The organism is Acinetobacter sp. YH12136 (genome assembly GCF_013418545.1).
Lineage (GTDB): Bacteria > Pseudomonadota > Gammaproteobacteria > Pseudomonadales > Moraxellaceae > Acinetobacter > Acinetobacter towneri.
In genome coordinates this window covers 70989-90683 of sequence record NZ_VPBV01000009.1, presented here as the reverse complement: position 1 = coordinate 90683, position 19695 = coordinate 70989, and the positions used below count along the sequence as shown (strand labels likewise).

At 42.4% G+C, this 19695-nt stretch carries 18 protein-coding genes; 10 read left to right on the top strand and 8 right to left on the bottom strand.

The features are described 5' to 3' along the window. Positions 1-37: 37 nt before the first annotated feature. Together FTU71_RS06115 and FTU71_RS06110 are read right to left on the bottom strand one after the other, a co-directional pair. A complete protein-coding gene (locus FTU71_RS06115; RefSeq protein WP_180111689.1) occupies positions 38-3649 on the bottom strand; it encodes an AAA family ATPase in 3612 nt (1203 codons plus the stop codon). A 9-nt stretch (positions 3650-3658) separates the two neighbouring features. Then, on the bottom strand, positions 3659-4909 hold the full coding sequence (locus tag FTU71_RS06110) for an exonuclease SbcCD subunit D C-terminal domain-containing protein (protein WP_180111687.1): 1251 nt from the start codon (positions 4907-4909) through the stop codon (positions 3659-3661). Between the two features lie 481 nt (positions 4910-5390). Between FTU71_RS06110 and FTU71_RS06105 the strand changes: the two genes are divergently transcribed. Together FTU71_RS06105 and FTU71_RS06100 are read left to right on the top strand one after the other, a co-directional pair. Further along, the gene (locus FTU71_RS06105; protein ID WP_004975337.1) at positions 5391-5837 is read left to right on the top strand and encodes an ABZJ_00895 family protein; all 447 of its coding nucleotides are present in this window, start codon (positions 5391-5393) and stop codon (positions 5835-5837) included. Positions 5838-5973: 136 nt separating this feature from the next. Further along, entirely contained in the window at positions 5974-6891 is a 918-nt protein-coding gene (locus FTU71_RS06100; protein WP_180008630.1) for a TIGR01777 family oxidoreductase, read from the top strand. 20 nt (positions 6892-6911) lie between these two features. On the opposite strand, the gene thiO is transcribed toward FTU71_RS06100, so the two are convergent. Both thiO and hemB read right to left on the bottom strand, forming a co-directional pair. Continuing rightward, the gene (gene thiO, locus FTU71_RS06095; RefSeq protein WP_180038162.1) at positions 6912-8030 is read right to left on the bottom strand and encodes a glycine oxidase ThiO; all 1119 of its coding nucleotides are present in this window, start codon (positions 8028-8030) and stop codon (positions 6912-6914) included. A gap of 13 nt (positions 8031-8043) precedes the next feature. After that, positions 8044-9057, bottom strand: a complete 1014-nt coding sequence (gene hemB, locus FTU71_RS06090) for a porphobilinogen synthase (protein WP_180038160.1) — start codon at positions 9055-9057, stop codon at positions 8044-8046. Positions 9058-9177: 120 nt separating this feature from the next. On the opposite strand from hemB, the gene FTU71_RS06085 reads away from it, so the two are divergent. From FTU71_RS06085 to FTU71_RS06065, 5 genes are all read left to right on the top strand, one after another. Further along, positions 9178-9675, top strand: coding sequence for a thioesterase family protein (locus tag FTU71_RS06085; RefSeq protein ID WP_180111685.1), 498 nt, complete (start codon positions 9178-9180; stop codon positions 9673-9675). 365 nt (positions 9676-10040) lie between these two features. Further along, positions 10041-10691, top strand: coding sequence for a thermostable hemolysin (locus FTU71_RS06080; RefSeq protein ID WP_257222412.1), 651 nt, complete (start codon positions 10041-10043; stop codon positions 10689-10691). A 28-nt stretch (positions 10692-10719) separates the two neighbouring features. Then, positions 10720-12411: an AMP-binding protein gene (locus FTU71_RS06075; protein ID WP_179996954.1), complete on the top strand. Its 1692-nt coding sequence runs from the start codon at positions 10720-10722 to the stop codon at positions 12409-12411. Beyond that, entirely contained in the window at positions 12365-13219 is an 855-nt protein-coding gene (locus FTU71_RS06070; protein ID WP_180111683.1) for a TauD/TfdA family dioxygenase, read from the top strand. The genes FTU71_RS06075 and FTU71_RS06070 overlap by 47 nt, the downstream gene beginning before the upstream one ends. A 40-nt stretch (positions 13220-13259) precedes the next feature. Then, on the top strand, positions 13260-14075 hold the full coding sequence (locus tag FTU71_RS06065; RefSeq protein ID WP_180095838.1) for an SDR family oxidoreductase: 816 nt from the start codon (positions 13260-13262) through the stop codon (positions 14073-14075). A gap of 16 nt (positions 14076-14091) precedes the next feature. On the opposite strand, the gene FTU71_RS06060 is transcribed toward FTU71_RS06065, so the two are convergent. Next, positions 14092-15429 (bottom strand): sigma-54-dependent Fis family transcriptional regulator, encoded by a 1338-nt coding sequence (locus FTU71_RS06060; RefSeq protein ID WP_180111674.1) that lies wholly within the window; start codon positions 15427-15429, stop codon positions 14092-14094. A 193-nt stretch (positions 15430-15622) separates the two neighbouring features. Here FTU71_RS06060 and FTU71_RS06055 point away from each other — a divergent pair, with 193 nt between their 5' ends. The 3 genes from FTU71_RS06055 to FTU71_RS06045 all read left to right on the top strand — a co-directional run bounded on the left by FTU71_RS06055 (position 15623) and on the right by FTU71_RS06045 (position 17591). Beyond that, positions 15623-16306, top strand: coding sequence for an MBL fold metallo-hydrolase (locus FTU71_RS06055; protein ID WP_096902279.1), 684 nt, complete (start codon positions 15623-15625; stop codon positions 16304-16306). A 44-nt stretch (positions 16307-16350) separates the two neighbouring features. Continuing rightward, positions 16351-17133, top strand: a complete 783-nt coding sequence (locus FTU71_RS06050; protein WP_154320426.1) for a sulfite exporter TauE/SafE family protein — start codon at positions 16351-16353, stop codon at positions 17131-17133. Between the two features lie 140 nt (positions 17134-17273). Continuing rightward, positions 17274-17591: a hypothetical protein gene (locus FTU71_RS06045; protein ID WP_104852389.1), complete on the top strand. Its 318-nt coding sequence runs from the start codon at positions 17274-17276 to the stop codon at positions 17589-17591. Between the two features lie 78 nt (positions 17592-17669). On the opposite strand, the gene FTU71_RS06040 is transcribed toward FTU71_RS06045, so the two are convergent. The 3 genes from FTU71_RS06040 to FTU71_RS06030 form a co-directional block, all read right to left on the bottom strand. Then, positions 17670-18452: a hypothetical protein gene (locus FTU71_RS06040; RefSeq protein ID WP_257222459.1), complete on the bottom strand. Its 783-nt coding sequence runs from the start codon at positions 18450-18452 to the stop codon at positions 17670-17672. Between the two features lie 3 nt (positions 18453-18455). Then, on the bottom strand, positions 18456-18713 hold the full coding sequence (locus FTU71_RS06035) for a hypothetical protein (protein WP_004975373.1): 258 nt from the start codon (positions 18711-18713) through the stop codon (positions 18456-18458). A gap of 274 nt (positions 18714-18987) precedes the next feature. Next, entirely contained in the window at positions 18988-19695 is a 708-nt protein-coding gene (locus FTU71_RS06030; RefSeq protein WP_096902281.1) for an ABC transporter ATP-binding protein, read from the bottom strand.

The window sequence follows — 19695 nt, the reverse complement described above, 5'->3', positions numbered from 1 at the left end:
TCGACAAATAATCTTCAGATTTTAGGCAGTATTGGCTTTAACCAACCACATTGACTTCACTTGCCCCTGCACCCACTGGTTTGACTTGAATTTGCACAGGAATTCGTTCGTGCATTTCCTGAATATGCGAAATCAGCACCACTTTACGTCCCTGACTTTGCAGATGGTCTAAGGCATTCATCACCATGTGCAAGGAAGTCGGGTCGAGAGTGCCAAAGCCTTCATCAATAAATAGCGATTCCAGTTTCATTGAGCCAGATGCCATATTGGCAATTGCCAGTGCCAAAGCTAAAGAAACCAAAAAGGTTTCGCCACCCGATAAAGACAGAACAGGGCGAATTTCACTGTTCATATCTAAATCAATAATCGCCAACCCCAAACTGTCAGGAATACGATGCAACTGATAACGCGAACTCAGTGGCAGCAATTGCTGATTGGCGTATTCCACCAAAATATCCAAGTGATGTTCTTGAGCAATTTTCTTAAATTTCGTACCTTCTTTATGCCCAATTAAATCGTAAATACGTCCCCAGCGGTATTCTTCAGCTTTGATACTTTCAATTTGAGTTTGATAGGTAGCAAAAATCCCTTGATTGGTGCTATTCAGGCGTAGCTGTGCCTCAATCTCATTATAGTTTTGCTGTTGTTTGGCTTTCTCTGTTTGCAGCGCTGCCAGTTGCGTGGTGACCTCGTCAAAACTCAGTTGTGGCTGTTGCTTTAAGTGTTTTTGATATTGCTCTTCCAATGTTTGCCAAGCCGTTTTAGCACTCTCCAAACTGTTTTGTTGTTGCTGCAGCATGTTGCGTATTTGCTGATGTTCGGCATAAGAAATCTGTAAACATTTATCAATGATGCTGGCTTGAAAATGCGTGTGTGTCGCTTGCCACGTTGCAATGTGTTGCTGACATTCAGTGTGTTGCTGCATGCGCTGTTGAATTCTACTATCCAAACCATGTTTTTGCAGTTGTAAGTCTTTTAACATCTGTTCTGCTTGATTAAGTACAGTTCGTTGTGTGCTAAGTGCAAGATTGAGTTGCTGTTGTTGCTGATCTAAAGCCTGCTGCCATTCTTGATAGGTCTGATATTCACATCCCGCATGAGTTCTTGTAAGCTGCTTAATTTGATCACGCAGCTCACTTCCTGCAGTTTTAATCTGCTGCAGTTGTAGGGTTTTCTCTGCATGTTGCTGTTGTAAAAATAGCAACTTTTCTTGCACTTGCTGCTGTTGTTGAGTCAGTTGTTCAATCGTTTTGCTCAGTTGAACTTGCTGCTGCTGCAAGTGATGACGTTGCTCTAACTGTTGTAAGGCATTTTGATAGTATTCAATCGGTTGATTGAGCCAAGCGTGTCTTTGTTCTGCATCTAAAAGCGACAAAATAGGCTGTAAACGCTGAGCGAGGTCTTGGCGTTGTTGAATAGCATATTTGAGTTGTTCTGCCTGCTGTGCAGCATTGCGCCATTGTTTCAGGGTATCGTTTGCTTGTTGAATACTCTGCTGCAAGTGTTGAGTGGATTGATGTGTTGTTGCCCAATGTTGCTGTACGTGTTCAATTTGCTTTGCAACAGGCAGCGCTGCATCCAAATCTAAAGATAAGGATGTTGCAAGCTGTTGCACCAATGTCTGTTGTTGTTCAAGTTGCTGTTGCAGTTCAAGACTGCGTTGTTGTTGTTGATGATAAGTTGCATCGTATTGACTGCGAGCACGCTCCAATTGTTGTAGCTGTTTTTGCGCATGCTCAAATTCAGTTTTGGCCTGCTGCAATTGCTGATCCTGCAATTGGTTTAAAGCGTCACTGAGTAAATTTTCATGCTGAATAAACGGATGTTCATGGCTGCCGCAGACCATACAGGCTTCATTCGGTTTTAATTGGGCACGTAAATCCTGCACACTTTGATGCTGCAATAAACGCTGCTGTTCAAAGATCTGCTGTAATTGTTGCAAGGCTTGTTCAGTAATTTGCACTTGCTGCTGTTGGGTTTGAATTTGAGTCTGTGTCTGCTGTTGCAGACTTAAAGTTTCTTGCTGACGCTGTTGTAACTGCTCAAATAGGGTGGTCTGTTGTTGCCATTGTTCAAGTGCCTGTTGCAAGCGCTCTAAAACATGCACACTCTTTAAAGCATGTTGTAATTGCTGTTGCTCTGCCGTGAGTTGCTGCTCAAGTTGTTCAGGATGTTGATATTGTTTTTCCCAAACCAACAGTTGTTGCTGTGTATGTTGTTGTTGCTCAATTAAAGTATCTAATGCAGATTGGAACAGCGTAGGGTTTTGCTGACGTAGCTGCTGTTCAAGCTGCAAATAATCTTGCAGACGTTGCAACGTAAGGGCTAAATTATCATCAAAATTTGCCCATGCCGCAGTCTGTTTGAATTGCTGTTGTAAATGTTGCTGTTGTTGTTGCTCGGTTGCAAGTTGAGTCGTCAGTTGCTTCAAATTATTTTGCACAGGCTGAATTTGCTGCTCTGCAAATAATTTTTGTGCAGCATCCAAAGCGGTATATTGTTGAAGTTTGCTAGAAATTTCATGTTGTAACTGTGCCGCAATTTCAAGTTGTGGTTTCAATTGTTCAACATGCTGCTGCCATGCCTGAAGGTCTTTTTCCGCTTGCTGTTGCTGACTAATCGCTTGCTGTTGTGCGTATTCCGCTTGTTGCAAGTTTGGTTCAAATTTCAAAAGCTGCTGATTCAGATTTTTTAGCTCGGTATCTGCTTGCTGACGCAAGACAAATTGCTCGCGGATGGTTTGAAATTCATCTAAATGTTTGAGCAATTGTTTTTGAGAGGCGAGTTTAAGATCGGCATCGACTTGAACATCATATATTTCTTTTTTAGCTTGGGTGCTGGCATAGAGTTCATGGCAATCTTTGTGCCATTTCACATCATTTTCATACAGTTTTTCGGTTTGGGTCAGCAAAGCTAATTGTTGACTTAGGTCATGTTGTTGGGTTTCTAAGTCTTTTAGTGCTTCATCGCTGAGGAGCACCACATGCCCCATGACATTTTCAAGATCTGTTCGCTTTTGTTTAATTTCACTAAATTTAACGGCTGCACGTTTACTGACTTCGGTAAAAATTTGCGAATTGGTTAAATATTCAAGTAAATCTGCCCGTTCATGGTCTTTGGCTTTTAAAAATGCCCCAACTTCCGATTGTGCCAATAATACTGCGCGTGTGAATTGCTCAAAACTAAGGCCAATCAACTGCTCTACAATTGGCGTAGCTTCAGAAATTCTTTGATTTAAAACCCGTTGCTCATCTAGGCAGGTAATGGCACGTTCAACTTTTAAGTTTCCATCCACTTTGTTATGTGCACGGCGAATTTGCCAACGTGCCGAATAGCGTTTTTGATCAAGCGCGATAAATTCAAGTTCTGCAAAGCCAGAAGTCGTACCACGACGTAAAATATGTTTAGAATCTTTTAAGGAAATTTCTTTGCCTGCGGTATCGGTCAGGCTGCCTGTTGCACCTCTCAAACGTGGAATTTCGTCATAAAGTGCCAAACACATGGCATCCAGCAAAGTTGATTTGCCTGCACCAGTTTTGCCCGTAATTGCAATTAAACCTGCCTGTGCCAGTGGCTCATCTTCAAAATTGATGACATGCGTGCCTGCCAAAGATGCCAAATTATTTAAACTTAAACGTAAAATTTTCATGGCAAATCCTTAAACTTTATTCTGATCAAGTTCTTGTTGGGCTTCGGCCAAAAGCTGTAAAAAATCTTGGCTCACTTTGGGATCAGGTTGATAGCCCATTTTTTCCCATAAATCTAAAAATAATTTTTCAGGCGTTGGCGGTTCTAAATCAATTTTTGATTGTTGCAAGTTCGAGTTTTCACTATTTTGAAAGCGTCGTGCAATACGCAGTAAACGATAGCGGTTGGCAGGTAGTGCGTGTTCAATTTGTTGACGCAAATCAATGGGTGGTGGCGCATCGCTGATATATTCAATTTCTAAAAAATGCCGTGCGCAGACTTCTGCAATTTCATCTTTTGGCAATTGATGAAGTTCAGTAATTAATTCAGAAAGTTCGCAGCGAATCCGAAGCAGCTCTACCGTGCGTGGAATAATCAAGCTTTCATATTGGAAACGCTGTGCATCTGCCTGCAACGGGTCAATTCTGACCTCAAGAACTTGGTGTTTATAATTCAGCTCGCTAAATGATAAGGGAATGGGTGAACCGCTATAGCGGATATGCGGCTGTCCGACCTGTTGCGGTTTGTGTAAGTGTCCGAGTGCGACATAGTCAATCACTTCATCAAACAGCGCAGTCGATAAGGCTTCTTCATTCCCCACTACAATGGGGCGTTCTGAGTCGGAAGTTTCGCCACCTTGCATGTGTGCATGTGACATTAAAATCAGGGCTTGATTTGGCTGTTTACGAGCTTTGGCTTCTGCAATCAGTTGTTGATGTAAGTAAGCAACCGCAGATTGATTGTCACTGCTATGTTCATTTAAACCTGTAATTTCTGCACTGCGTAAATAGGGCAGGGTCAGACACCATGCCACAATATTTTGCGCAGCGTCATAAATAGGCACTAGGAGTTTATCTAAATCTAATTTTTGCTCGGCTGTTTTACCAATCACGCCCACAGCTTTGGCGTTGAAGCGGTCTAAAAAGGGTTCAACTTGCTCAATGCGATACCCAGAGTCATGATTGCCTGCAATCATTAAGGTTTGCATGTGTGGAGCAAGCACATGCGCATCGGTAAGGAATTGATAGAGTTGTTTCTGAGCGCTCGAAGCAGGATTGACCACATCAAAAATATCGCCTGCTATGAGCAGGGCATTCGGCTGTTTGCTTTTAATTTGAGTTAAGAGCCAATTTAAAAATTCAGTATGTTCATATTCACGTTCATGGTGATGGAAAAATTGCCCCAAATGCCAATCAGACGTATGTAAAAAATGAACAGCCATGCGTGTTCCAATCTTGATGTTGAATTATGGGATAACTTAACATAACTGAGCGCAACACTGCGGCAAAAAACCAGTTTTCTGCTTTTAAAGCGACAATTTGGGTCGCAGAGATTTTAAAGAGAAGGGAAAGTAAAATCTGTCGTGATCTGTATAGAAAAATATAGAGAGTTAAAATACTGATGTTAGAAAGGCTAAAAAAAGACCTTAAAAAATAAAGACCGACGATTCGAGTGATGATGAAATCGTCGGTCAAAGAAAAACTTGCGATACAGTAAAGCTTTGGCTGCTGTTCAAAGCATGACTGTATGCGATTTATTGCTTTAGTCAGGTCACCGAAAATATTGTGGATGCCATACACATTAACGGTTGTTGTGACCTTGTAGCCTATATAACGTCAGGCTTTTGTATTCGGTTGACAATTTCATGAAAAAAAAATCAATTTTTTTTATACTAGGCTGAATCTTTTGTCTGAGTCATCTTTATGGTATCGCTAAGCCGTTATTTTATCTGGTTTTTCTTGTATTGCTTTGTGATGACCTGTATTTGTGGCGTATTGGCTGCATTATTACCTGCGGGTGTAGGCGGGATTTTAACTGCGGTGCCTTATTTGGTTGCCATGATTTTAGTGCTGTATAAGTTTTTAAAACAACAACGCCGTGCGCCGAATGACAAGGAACGCAAGACATTTACTTTAGGATTTAGCCTGATTTTTTGGGGCTATAACTTGGCGTTTTTATTATTAGGTTTGGCGATATTTTCTCGCCAAAACCCAAGCATTTGGCAAGATTTTTTACAGTATTTGCAACAGCCACAATTTATGAGTGTGGTGGTGATCATGTTCTTGTTGATCGCAATTCCATTGTATCTGCTGACCTATTGGTTTTATGGTAAACAGGCACAGCGTATGGCAGTTAAAATGTTTGGTTGATAAAAGAAGTTGTTAATATCTGATTTTCTTCAAATATACATGATCAGTTATGTGATGATGATTTGCTCAGACTTGAACATTCAGTCTAAATCACGTATAGCTAAAACTATATTTTTCATCATGCTGAGATTGGAAGATGCATAAACCTTTGGTACTGGTAACAGGGGCAAGTGGTTTTATTGGTTCACAATTGTTGCCATTTTTATTGCAACAGGATTATCGGGTGGTGGGGCTAACCCGACAGCCCAATCGAGTATCCAAACATCCACAATTACGCTGGATTCAGCAGTTAGATGAACTCGACACCGACCAAATTGATTATGTGATTAATTTGGCGGGAGAAAGTATTGGGCAGGGCAGATGGACAACAGAACGCAAACAAAAATTGCTCGATAGTCGAGTTCAGACCACACTGTACTTATATCAATATCTTGAAAAGCGCCGTATTTTCCCCAAGTGTATTATTTCAGGCTCGGCAGTGGGGTATTACGGAATTGACCCGCAGGAACAATGGTCAGCAGTATGTACCGAACACAGTGCAGCACAAGATATTTTTATGTCGCAACTGTGTCAGCAATGGGAACAAGCTGCTTTAAGCTTTAGCCAGCAAAATACTAAAATTATGCGCTTGGGCGTGGTGTTTGGGCGCGGTGGTGGCATTTTACCGCAAATGTTATTACCAATTCGTTTAAATGCCGTCGGGCGGATTGGGCATGGACGGCAGCCTGTTGCATGGGTGCATATACAAGATGTTTTACAGGTCATTCACTGGTTAATGACGCAACCTGTAGACGCCAAAATTTTGAATGTGGTTGCACCTGAAAAAACCAGTCAGCAAGACTTTGCCGAAACCGCAGCTCGGCTTTTAAAACGTCGTCCATTTTTGGTGTTACCTGCTTTTGTCTTGCGTTGGTTATTGGGCGAGCAATCGCAATTGGTGCTGAATGGGCAATATGTTAAACCACAAGCGTTAGAACAAGCAGGCTATTGCTTTCAATATCCAAAACTTGAACAGGCGCTAGCGGCTTGTCTGGGTGCATCATCCTCTACTTAAACAGAGGATGCTGCTGAGTGTTATGCACAGATTGAGGTGGGCTGTAACTGCTTTGGATCATAAGCGGCAGGATCAACAATCGTTTCTTGCCCAAGCATGAGCTGTCTTAATAACTGCGCTGAAGCAGTGCCCATACATAAGCCATTACGGAAGTGTCCGAAATTCATCCATACATTATTTAGGCTTGGCACTTTGCCGATATACGGCACACCTGTAGGCGAGCCTGGACGTAAACCAGCCCATTGTTTCACAATGGGGAACTGTGCCAATTCAGGCACCATTTCAAAACAAGCCGTTAAAATATCTTGTTGGGTTTGCGGGTTTGGTGTGGTGTCAAAACCAACGTGACGCATACTGGAACCGCATAGCACATGCCCATCTTGACGTGGAATCAAGTACATCACCTTGTTCATGCACATGCTTGGCAACCATTGTGCAGGGGTTTTAAATAACACAATTTGCCCTTGTACAGGCTGTACAGGAATCTCTAAACCCAGTTGTGCCGCCCACTGCTGTGACCATGCACCTGTCGCAAGCACGATATGATCTGCACGATGCAAGCGACCATCGGCAGATTGAATGGCTTGAATACGATCTTCAGTGATCTGAAATTGCTGAATTGGGCAGTGTTCAAAAAATCGCACGCGCGGATGTTGTTTCAAATATTGCGTGAGCGATTGTAATAAACGCGGATTGCGCACATTGGCAAGTTGTGAGAAATACAGGGCTTGTTTAAATTTGGGATGGATATGCGGGTTAATTTGTTCGAGTTGTTCCCGATTCAGATATTCAGCTTGCTGCATCGGTTCATGATGACGTTCGGCATAATTTAAACCAATCTCAAAATCATCTTCATCAAAAATCAACATGCCTGTTTCATGGATTTCAAAATCAATGCCTGTAATAGGTTTGAGTTTTTCATTCCATGCTTGGTACTGCGGTTTGGCAAATTGGGCTAAGTCATTGACCGCTTGAGGATAACGCCATGGATACATGGGAGAAAGAATTCCACCACCTGCCCATGATGCCGCTTGTGCTGCTTGTTGTTGATCAAAAATACTGATAGAGCAGCCCTGCTCTACCAGTTCGAGTGCAGACAACAAACCGCTGATGCCTGCACCAATGATTGCGATGTGCATGAAAGTCGCCTGTTTATGTCATATCTTTAAGTTTGAGTGCTGCTTCTTCGGCAAAATATGTCCAAATACCATCTGCACCTGCACGGCGGCAACTCATTAGCGATTCAATAATCACACTGTCCGACAACCAGCCATTTTGAATCGCGGCAGCAAGCATGGCGTATTCACCACTCACTTGATAGACAAAGGTTGGCACACCAAAGTTATCTTTCACTTCACGTACAATGTCTAAATAAGGCATGCCTGGTTTTACAATCACCATGTCTGCACCTTCTTGAATATCCAGTGCAATTTCATGCAAGGCTTCGGCACGGTTGCCAATATCCATTTGATAATTGTATTTGTTGCCGCCTTTTAGGTTGCTGGCAGAACCGACTGCATCACGGAAAGGACCGTAAAAGCTAGAGGCATATTTGGCTGAATAAGCCATGATAGAGGTATAGATATGCCCGTTGCTTTCCAACGCCTGACGAATCGCACCAATACGGCCATCCATCATGTCACTTGGCGCAACCACATCTGCACCCGCTTCGGCATGGCTTAAAGCCTGTTTAATTAGACATTCAACCGTTTCATCATTCAGGACATAGCCTGTGTCATCAATAATGCCATCTTGACCATGAGTGGTGTACGGGTCGAGTGCGCCATCGGTAATAAGTACCATCTCTGGCAATTCTTTTTTCAGCAGGCGTAGTGTGTTTTGCACCAAGCCATCTTCACGCCATGCTGCTTCTGCGGTCAGGCTTTTATCTTCTTGTGGCGTGACTGGAAACAATGCCAGTTTAGACACGCCCAGCTGCATTAAACGCTCGGCTTTTTTCAGTAATAAGTCGGCAGATAAGCGCTGGATATTCGGCATACTTGGAATATCTTGGGTTTGATTCTGACCTGGTAAAACAAATACAGGGTAAATCAGGTGATCAGTCGTTAGATGCGTTTCACGCACCATGGCGCGTAATTGATCATTTTTACGAATACGACGCATACGAGTGGCAGGAAATGCAGGACGATTGAACGTATAGGTCATAAAAATCTCACTGATCAGTATTAAACTAGACGACTATTGTAGCCCCTTAAATTTCATTTGGGCATACATTGGCTGTTTTTATTGTTGGTAAATTGAGTTGTTTGGACTTTTGGGCACGTTATGAGTAATGCAGAGAAAAATTGGACTGGGAATATACATTTAGGCGCGAAAGTCGATATTGATGTCGTGCTAAGACAATTGGTCAATGCATTTAATGGATCGCCATTTTTTCAACACAATGGCATGAGCATGCGTGTGGTAGATGGTCAAATTGAAGCCTATATTGAGATGCAACCGTATATGGTGGGCAACGTGGCTTTCCAAATTTTACATGGTGGTGTTGCTGCAACCATTTTGGACAGTGTGGGCGGTATTGTGGCGATGGGAGAGCTGTATAAAAAGACAGAACCTGAAACCTTGCCCGATACCATTAAAAAAGTCACTCGTTTGGCTACCGTAGATATGCGAGTAGATTATTTAGCACCGGGACGCGGCAAGTATTTTATTGCCCGTGCGGAAACTTTGCGTTTAGGGCGTAAAGGCTGCACCATGCGCATGACGATGGTCAATGATGAAGATAAACCAATTGCAACGGCAATTGCGTCTTATGCCTATTAAAATCTAAGGTAGGGCGCGAACAATTGTGTTTTGCATAATTGGATGACTGTTTATTTTTGATTAGTTTATTGTTTTAAACATATAAGGAGTTGAGTGATCATCTCCTTTTTTTGTGTGCATGAAGAGTTTTTTGAATTGTGACAGTTTGTAGCGACTTAAGTTTTCTTTAAGTTTAGATTTCTATCTTGAGCATTGAGTTATTTTCTATCCAATGTGATGCACATGATCAAATTTAATTTTGATGCTCAATCATCCAGTCAAACGCATTTTCTGGATGCGAATTTTCATCAGCAAAAAATAAAAAACAATTCAACGGGTATGCATCTGTAGCGCAGCCGTATAAACCACAAACGAACCCAAAACAGTTGAACCTAGAACAGCCACATTTAGATATATTACACAGCTATGCCTCGGTGATTCAAGCACACACAACAGCACAACATTTAAATGTGATAACTGTGACCCAAGATGCTAGCAAACAACGCTTGGCATTAGAGCATTTTATTCGAGATAAATACCAAAAAGTCCATCAGGCATCCATAAATACTTTTTCAGATACCTTGTTTGCAGGCTATGTAAACCACGACATGCAAGTGGTGATTGGCATGCAACCATTGGGCGCAAACCAAGCCTTTTTGGAACAGTATTTAGGTGCACCCATTGAAACCATTTTAACCCAATTGAGCCAAGTGCCTGTAACGCGCGCGCAGATTGTTGAAATTGGCAACTTGGCAGCGCAAGACATGAGCAAAGCCAAATTGATGGTGGCTTTTTTGGTCTTTCACTTATCGCAGAACAATGTGTCGTGGGCAGTTTGCACAGGAACAGCAGCAGTGCGCTATGTGTTACAGCAAATGGGTTTGCATTTTCAGGTACTAGAAAAAGCCAACCCCGAAGCCTTGGGCGATGCACAGCATCAATGGGGCAGTTATTACCAACAGAAGCCTTATGTACTGGCGATTGACGTTGCAGCAGCGTTGGCGGTCACGCAACAGCAATATTGTTTTTATGCCTAAGGTCATGCAGAAAGGCGGAAATTGAAAGATGAATGAGTTATTTGAAAACCTGAATCACTATGCCCAAACAGACCCTGAGCGTGAAGCAATTGTGACGGCACAAACCACACTGAGTTATGCTACATTACAGCAACGGGTTGAGTTGCTCAGTGCAGAATTGGCAACTTATCAAGTACAGCGTTTGGCGTTGTGGGGTGTGAATCAGGCCGATTGGATTGTGGTCGATTTAGCCGCACGTAAAGCTGCAATGACAGTCATTCCTGTGCCTTTATTTTTTACTGCTGCACAAGTGCAACATTTACTGCAAGACAGCCAAGCGGAGTTGCTGTGTATTTTGACGGATACTGCACAAAGCGATACTCCGTCCAATGTTAACTCGGCTATTGGAAATACTGCTATTCCAGAAGCTTTGTTGGAGATGATTGATGCAGTTCAGGCACAGGTTTTGCCACCATCAGATTTATATCAAGGGCAGTTGTTTCGTCTAAGCGTTGAAACAGCACAACCGCATTTATCCCCAAATTCTGCTGAGCAGCCTACAAAAATTACTTATACCTCGGGCAGTACAGGTACACCCAAAAGTGTGTGTTTGGCAGAAGCCACCATCAATTCAATTACGTACTCTTTAAGTCAGGCATTGCAAAGCAGCCAGCTTGGGCGGCATTTGTGTCCAATTCCATTTGCAACATTGCTTGAAAATATCGCAGGCGTGTATGTGCCTTTTCACATGGGGCGTGCAGTGGTGGTGGCTGAAGTCAGTCAGTTCGGTTTGCTGTCCAACCATGAGTTTGATGTTTCACGCTTTGTCGATGCCGTGCAGCAATATCGCATTGAAAGCGTGATTTTATTGCCGCAAATGCTCAAAGCGATTGTGGAATATATCCATCAACACGGCGATTTGGGCTTGCGCACTTTGAAGTTTATTGCCGTGGGTGGTGGCAAGGTGTCTGCAGATTTACTCAAGCAGTGTCAGCAATTCAATTTACCTGTTTATGAAGGTTATGGTCTGTCTGAATGTGCATCGGTCGTGAGTTTAAACCTGCCTGAAGCTCGCAGAATTGGCAGTGTTGGCCGCGTATTACCGCATGTTCAAGTCGAAATTGCTGCCAATCAAGAAGTGGTGGTCAAGGGCAATGCCATGTTGGGATATATGCATGAACTTGGGCGTGAGCAGGATGCGGTATCAGCCGATATTCACACAGGCGATGCAGGTTATTTTGATGAAGATGGCTATTTATATATCACGGGGCGTATCAAGCAAATTATTGTCAGCAGTTTTGGGCGCAATATTTCACCAGAATGGGTTGAATCGAACAGTTTGAGTGAGCCTGAAATTCAACAGATTGCCGTGTTTGGTGAAGCGCAGCCGTCATTATCTGCAGTGATTTATGCCGAGGAACATCGTTCAGATGCGCAATTGGCAGCCGCGATTTATCGTGCCAATACCCGTATGCCTGATTATGCCCAAATTAAACACTGGTGCCGTGCTGAACAACCTTTTTCTTTAAATAATCAGATGTTAACCGATAACGGAAAATTGCGTAGAGCAGTCATTCAGCAACAGTATCAGACAGCTTTGGCACATCCTACAACGTATTTAATGGCTGATCTTGGAGATGTTTCACAGATAGACATCAACCTGTCAGTCATCAATAGAGATAGAGAGAAATCACATGAATATTGCACAACAGCAATTCAAACATTCCCCACAACAAATTAAAGATCGTTTGGTGGAGCACGGTTGGGTTTTACTTAGAAATGAACATTATGATGTGAATGCGTTTAGTGGGCTGATGAGCAATATTTGCCAAAAGCTGACCTATGACCCTGCACGTGAAAATGTGACCCGACAATCGCAAAAAGTAGATGCAGGTACGCAGGCAATGGGACTGCATATAGAAAATGGTTCAACCCCAATGCCGCCTGATATTATTGCTTTTTTTAGTGAAAAAAGTGCTTCGCGTGGTTCGCAGACCACCTTATGTGATGGACATGAGGTATGGAAAAAACTGCCTGATACACTGAAACAGAAATTTGCTGAACCGATGACCATCAGCCGTTACTTACCTAAAGTAATGTGGCAAAAGTATGTGGCAACTGCACTCAATATTGCCGATGCTGCACATGTCGGGCAGCGGGAACTCGCTCATTTTATTGCGATGATTCCTAGACAACGGATTCGCCCTGCGCATGATGAAGGCGTACAGTACGATTTAAGCATGCCGATGATTCGCCATGACAATTTAAAAGCTGTGCCTGCCTTTGCCAACACCTTGTTGGGGCCTTCTTATAATTACGAAAAGCCGCGTTTTTACTTTGCCGATGGCAGCGAAATCCAAGCGGAATTATTGGAAGAGTTGGCAGAGCGATGCGAGCGTGAAACCTCAGAAATTGACTGGCAAGATGGTGATGTGGTGCTCATTGATAACAAGCGCTTTATGCATGGCAGAGGTGAAATATTGGTGCCATTAGAAGATCGTAAACTCTATATTTGTATGGGCTTGGGACTGAATCCTGCATTTTTATAATTGAGTTGTATCGAATATCTTAAAATTGAGAGTATCTTTTATGTCAAATTTAACTGCGGTGATTTTCGGGGCAACAGGCGGGATTGGTCATGCGATTGCGCATCATTTTGCTGAAAAAGGCTTAAACTTAATTTTGGTTGGGCGTAAGCAAGACACCTTGCAACAACTAGAGCAAAGTCTGGCGCAGCAGTATCCTCAGTTGCAATTACACAGTCTGCGTTGTGATTTAATTGATGCCAGCAGTCGTCATGATTTTATTCAGGCACTTGCCGCATTAAAACAGCCGATTCATTACTATATTAACAATGCAGGCATGAATGATTTTCGTCTGTTTGCGCAGCAATCACAGGATACCATTGAGCAAATGATGTTGGTCAATGTGGCTTATCCGCTGCAACTGATTCAGGATGTGATTCCATATATGTCGGACAGTCAGCCGAGTCAGATCATCAATATTGGCTCGACTTTTGGCAGCATCGGCTACCCTGGCTATGTGAGTTATTGCGCCAGTAAGTTTGCCTTGCGTGGTGCAACTGAAGCATTGGCGCGAGAGTATGGTCAGACTGCCATTCGTTTTAGATATTTCTCCCCACGCGCGACCAATACCAGTATGAACAATCCCGATGTGATAGAAATGAATATCAAAATGGGTACAAAAGTGGATGCACCTGAATTTGTGGCACAAGAGCTGTATCAATTTTTACAAACAGACCGTCAATCCTATCAGGTCGGGTATCCTGAAAAAGTCTTTGTCAAACTGAATCAGTTGATGCCTAGCCGAGTCGCGGCTGCCATTCAAAAAGATTTAGACACCATTTATGAATATGCAGATCAAAGCAAAGCGACTGATTCCTGATTTTTAAGTTTCCGCCTCATAAATGATATTTTTTTCGATATCGCCATAAGGTGGTTCGGCTAATGCCCAAGGCTTGTGCCACCAATTGAGTTTGCCCCTGATATTTTTCCAGTAAATCCTGCAGTGTGTCTTTATCTACTTTATTGTTGGTTTTGATGGGCAGCTCAATAGGTTGTGGCGTTGGGGTAGCTGTGGCGAGTTTCAAACTAGCATGCACAATTTCATCGGGTAAATCGTGTTGATCAATTTCCGTTTTACCTGCGGACATGGTCAATGCATACAGCAAGGTATTCTTTAATTCACGTACGTTGCCTGGCCAGTCGTAATTGATTAATACCTTCAGTGCTTGCTCGGTTAAATGTGGCGTGACCTGAAACTGGGCTTGCTGCTGCAAAATAAATGCGGCAATTTTGGGAATATCTTGCTTGCGTTCACGTAACGGCGGCACAAAAATTGGAATCACCCGTAAACGATAAAGTAAATCTTGGCGGAATCTGCCTAAACGTGCTTCTTCACGTAAAGCGCGATGGGTTGCGGTAATAATTCTAACATTCGATTTAATCGCTTTTTCACCGCCTAAAGGGGTGAATTCGCCCGTTTCTAATACTCGCAATAATTTGGCTTGCAGTTCCAGTGGAATTTCTGCAATTTCATCTAAAAATAAAGTACCGCCTGCCGCACGTTCAAACACACCTTTATGCTCACGAATTGCCCCTGTAAATGCACCTTTCACATGCCCAAACAATTCACTTTCTAAAATATTGGCATTTAAAGCAGCACAGTTAATCGCAATAAAGACTTGTGCATGCCGTTGGCTGCGTGCATGTATTGCTTGCGCCACCAACTCTTTACCACTACCAGATTCACCACGTACCAAAACAGGAAATTCAGTAATCGCCACCCGTTCAATAATGGAATACATATGCTGCATTTGTGGCGAATCACTGTGGAAAAACTCCGCCAAACTATTTTGTGCTTGGGTAAATGGAGTGAGTGTTTGTGATGACACTGTTGCAACGCTAGGCTGAAGAAAGAATAAACGTCCTGTGAAATCGGCTGTATGGACACGAATATTTAAGCTGTGGTAGTGCCATGCCTTAGCACTATTCGGGAGTTGCAGCAGACCTGTCTGTGGTTGTGATGCTGATTGTGATTGTAGTTTTAATTTCAATAATTGATTTTTTAATGTTTTACCCGTAGCTGCAGAAACAGAAGCATCTTGTGCATATTCATAAATCCATGTTTGAGCAATGTCGTCATAAACATAGAGCAAACTGTCTGGACAAAGTTGTTGTAAATGAAACAAAAAGCTTTCAAGACTGGCTTGTTGTTCAAAGTCATGTATCGCATTCATGATGTTTCATCTTTTGTTTCATTATTGATTCAATTGAAACACAAAATCCAACAGATGTGAAACATGGAGGATGATCTAAATTAAATAATATTTCTTAATATATTGTATTTTATTAATATATTTAAAAGAGATTAAGTTGGCACTATATTTGCAAAATTAAGAATAACAAAATATAAAACTCAGTATCTATCTCATGATCTTTCATCAATTTTTTGAAGCTGACAGCTCGACCTATACTTACTTATTGGCATCTGAACAAACCCGTGAAGCGGTGCTGATTGACCCTGTAATTTCAGAGGTTGAGCAATATGCTGCTTTTCTAGAACAGCATGATTTGCAATTGGTGTATAGCTTAGATACGCACGTACACGCTGACCATATTACTGCTGCCAACGAACTCAGAACACGTTTTGGTTGTAAAACTGTATTACATCGTAATTCAGGTGTGGTGTGTGGCGATATTTTCATTACCGATGGCAGCGCCATTCGTGTGGGTGAATTATTGATTGAAGCACGTTATACCCCGGGTCATACCAACGCCTGTACCAGCTATGTGGTCAATGGCATGGTATTCACTGGCGATGCGTTGTTAATTGATGGTTGTGGTCGTACTGACTTTCAGGAAGGCAACCCAGCGACTTTATATGACAGCATTCATCTACAAATTTTTAGCTTACCTGATGACACTTTGGTGTACCCAGGGCATGACTACAAAGGGCGTGTGTCTTCTACCGTTGGGCAGGAAAAACGCAATAACTCGCGTTTAGGACAAGGGCGCACCAAAGCGGAATTTATTACCCTCATGCAGAATTTAAAACTGCCTTATCCAAAACATATTGATGTGGCTTTGCCTGCCAATAAAGTTTGCGGCAAGTAATGCTTGCACAGCACAACACAGTGATGGAATAGGGGAAAATACGCATGTGGATGTTAATCCTAGAAGGCTTGGCGATTGGTACTTTGCTGGGTTTGACAGGGGCAGGGGGCGGTATTCTTGCCGTTCCTGCTCTTATGGCAAGCCAAGGCTGGACTGTGGCGCAGGCTGCACCCGTGGGTTTATTGGCAGTCACTTTGGCGGCTTTGGTTGGCACAGTTGAAGGCTTGTTCAAACGTATTGTACGTTATCGTGCTGCATTGTGGATTGCCCTAATCAGTATTCCATCTGCGCGTTATGGGGTGCATTTGGCAGGTATTGTCCCGCCCATTTGGTTAACACTGGCGTTCAGTCTGGTCATGTTTATTGTGGCGTATCGTATTTTCTTTAATAAAGTCAACGACCAAATTAATCCACCGTGTAAGGTAAACCAAAACACAGGACGCTTAATTTGGAATGTTAAAACGGCGTCTTTGCTTGGTGGTGTTGGTGTAATTGCAGGCTTGCTGACGGGTTTGTTGGGTGTGGGCGGTGGTTTTATTATTGTGCCGTTATTGCGTAAATTTACCGATTTGGATATGCGCAGTATCGTCGCAACCTCTTTGATGATTATTTTCCTGATTGGTGGCGTGAGTATTTCAGCACACGTTTTAGATGGCTTTCAGTACCCAATGGCAGTCACCATCACCTTTGTTCTGGCGTGTATTGTCGGGATGTTACTTGGACGTACTTTGGTACATCGCATGAATAGCAATACTGTACAAAAGGTATTTGCTACGACAGTTATTGGTGTTGCGTTCTACCTCATTTATACAGCGATTATGGCTTAAGTCTAATATTTGGATACTATGTTTTTACTTTGAACTGCAGTATTGTGAATAGGTAACGTATTGTTAAGTGTAAGAAAAAGCACTAGACCTAGACCAAATTAAAGATTAGCTTAGTTGTATAAGATGACAAGGAGCCAAGAATGAAAAAACATTTATTTTGTGTGGGTGTCGAGTTCCGTAAAGCATCCGATGAAACAGGCTCTTATGCGTATTTGACCGCATATTTAGGCGCAGATGACTTACATGAAGCGATTGATCGCGTTCAGAAACAACTGGAGCAAGAAGGCAATAAAGTATTATTTGTGCGTGGTTGCTGGGTTGTCGATGCCGATTGTGATGATGGTTTCTGCCCAACCGAAGAAAGTAATGCTGCCTCTAAAGCAGACCTGCTGTTCAGTGATGAAATCTATTATGGCAAATTGCAGCAATGGTCTATCAACAATGGCTATGAATACTGAGTAATACGCCAATAGGTTCAGTTTACTGACCTGTGAATATTTAAAAAACCGCGTTTGAATGATTCAAGCGCGGTTTTTTTATTCTTCATCAACCAAATGAACAAGTACATATTTTTCAAACCAGATCGGAAACTCTCTTTTAAAATCTGGATTAATGATCAATGTATCTCCGTTAGTCACTTCACAGATATAAGAAGCCATATTCTTGGTCGCATTACTTGAGTTATCAAATAAATACGCTCGGTCAGATACTTCAATCGCATCAATCAACATGTGCATAGTGCGGAAATAGCGTTCACGGATTTTAATTTCTTCGACTGGATGACCACCATTTTTCACACGTTGTTTAACTCGGTCCACATTAATATCAGGGTCCTCAGTCGTCACAAAGTATAAATAGGTACGATAGCCTTGCGTTTTAGCATCTCGCAAAAACTCGATTTTACTCTCATGAGACATTACGGTTTCAAATGTAAATCCAACCTTAAGCGTAAGTAACTCTTTACGGATGACATCAAGAATTCGGGCTGCGAGGTAGGAATCAATCGTGTTCCCGCTTAAGTCGATTAAGCTTCCATCAATCACAGGATCTACTGAGAGGAGAGGACTTTTGCTTAGAGTACCATCTGCATTTTTTAGTGGTCGACTTGCTTGAGTAAGATAATCAACCAATATGTTTGCATTAATGCGTATATCAAATTGACTTAGATCAAGAATGGGTGTGGCTTTAAGATCGCGCTCAAGGTTGTCAGCATTCAAAAACAATTTAGATAAACGGCTATCTAAACCATTAATCATCGTACTTTTGCCCGATCCATTTGGACCCGCAAACATTCTGATTCGAGGTGTTTTTGGCAACATAAATTATTCTGCAGTAGCCTCTATGTTACGTTTTCTAATTTTAAAGGTTCTGCGACCATTAAACTGGCGGGCTAGATCAGGGTTCCGACCAGATAACTGTTTGATTAAAACTGGTTTGCCATTCGGGGTTTTGCTGACTAAGGCATCATTTTCCACATAAAGTACTCGATCACTGTGAGCTACTGCAATGAAGCGTTCACGCAAAACGTCAGCTGCAGCTGTAGCGATTTCACTTTCATTGGTTCGGTTTCTAGTTGACATATCTAAAACCTCTAGGTGATTAAGTTTCATGGTTAGCGCGTCAATTCTTGGATTAAGAATAAATTGCTCTATTTAATCAATATATGCGTATTTTGATTAAATTCCAAGAACAGTATGAAGCTAGTAAGTATTATATTTTTGCATTTCTGATGCTATCAGAATACCACATCAACCGTTTTTTAGCATTGTGTCGCATGTAACTTGAAATGCAGATATTTTATTGCTTTTGATATTGAGCTAAAACATCAGTTTCCAGCGCTGAAAACTTTAGAGCCTACTTAAAAGGACGTCCTTCGCCTTGTTCTTCATAAGTCACACCATCTCGAATGTGGTACAAGCGTTTAAAGGTAGGGATGATTTTATCGTCATGTGTGACTACAATAATTGCAGTTTGAAATTTTTCTGCCATTTCGTGTAATAAGCGAATCACGGTCATCGCACGTACACTATCCAATGGTGCAGTGGGTTCATCGGCTAAAATCACAGGCGGTTGATTAATCAAGCCACGTGCAATGGCGACACGCTGTTGTTCACCACCAGACAATTGCCCAGGCATGGCATGTACCCGATGCTGCACATCGAGCGCTGTTAAAATTTCCAATGCGCGGGCGCGGGCAATGTCATTGGCTACGCCTGCTAACATCGGCAGCAGCGCTACATTATCCAAAACATTTAAAAAAGGAATTAAGTACGGGGTTTGGAACATAAAACCAATTTTATCGCGGCGTAAGGCACTTAAGTCTTTGACTAACCAACGTTGATCAAAAATCACCTCATCGCCCAAAGTCATGCGTCCTTCGGTAGGATCAATCACGGCACCTAAACATTTGAGCAAGGTGCTTTTACCCGAACCTGAGGGGCCAATCAGCCCAACCACTTCACCGGGTGCAACCTGCATTTTGACATCTTTTAAGGCATAAAAGGCATTGTCACCTTGTCCAAAACGCTTTTTTAAACCTTCAATTAAAATGCCGTGTGTCAT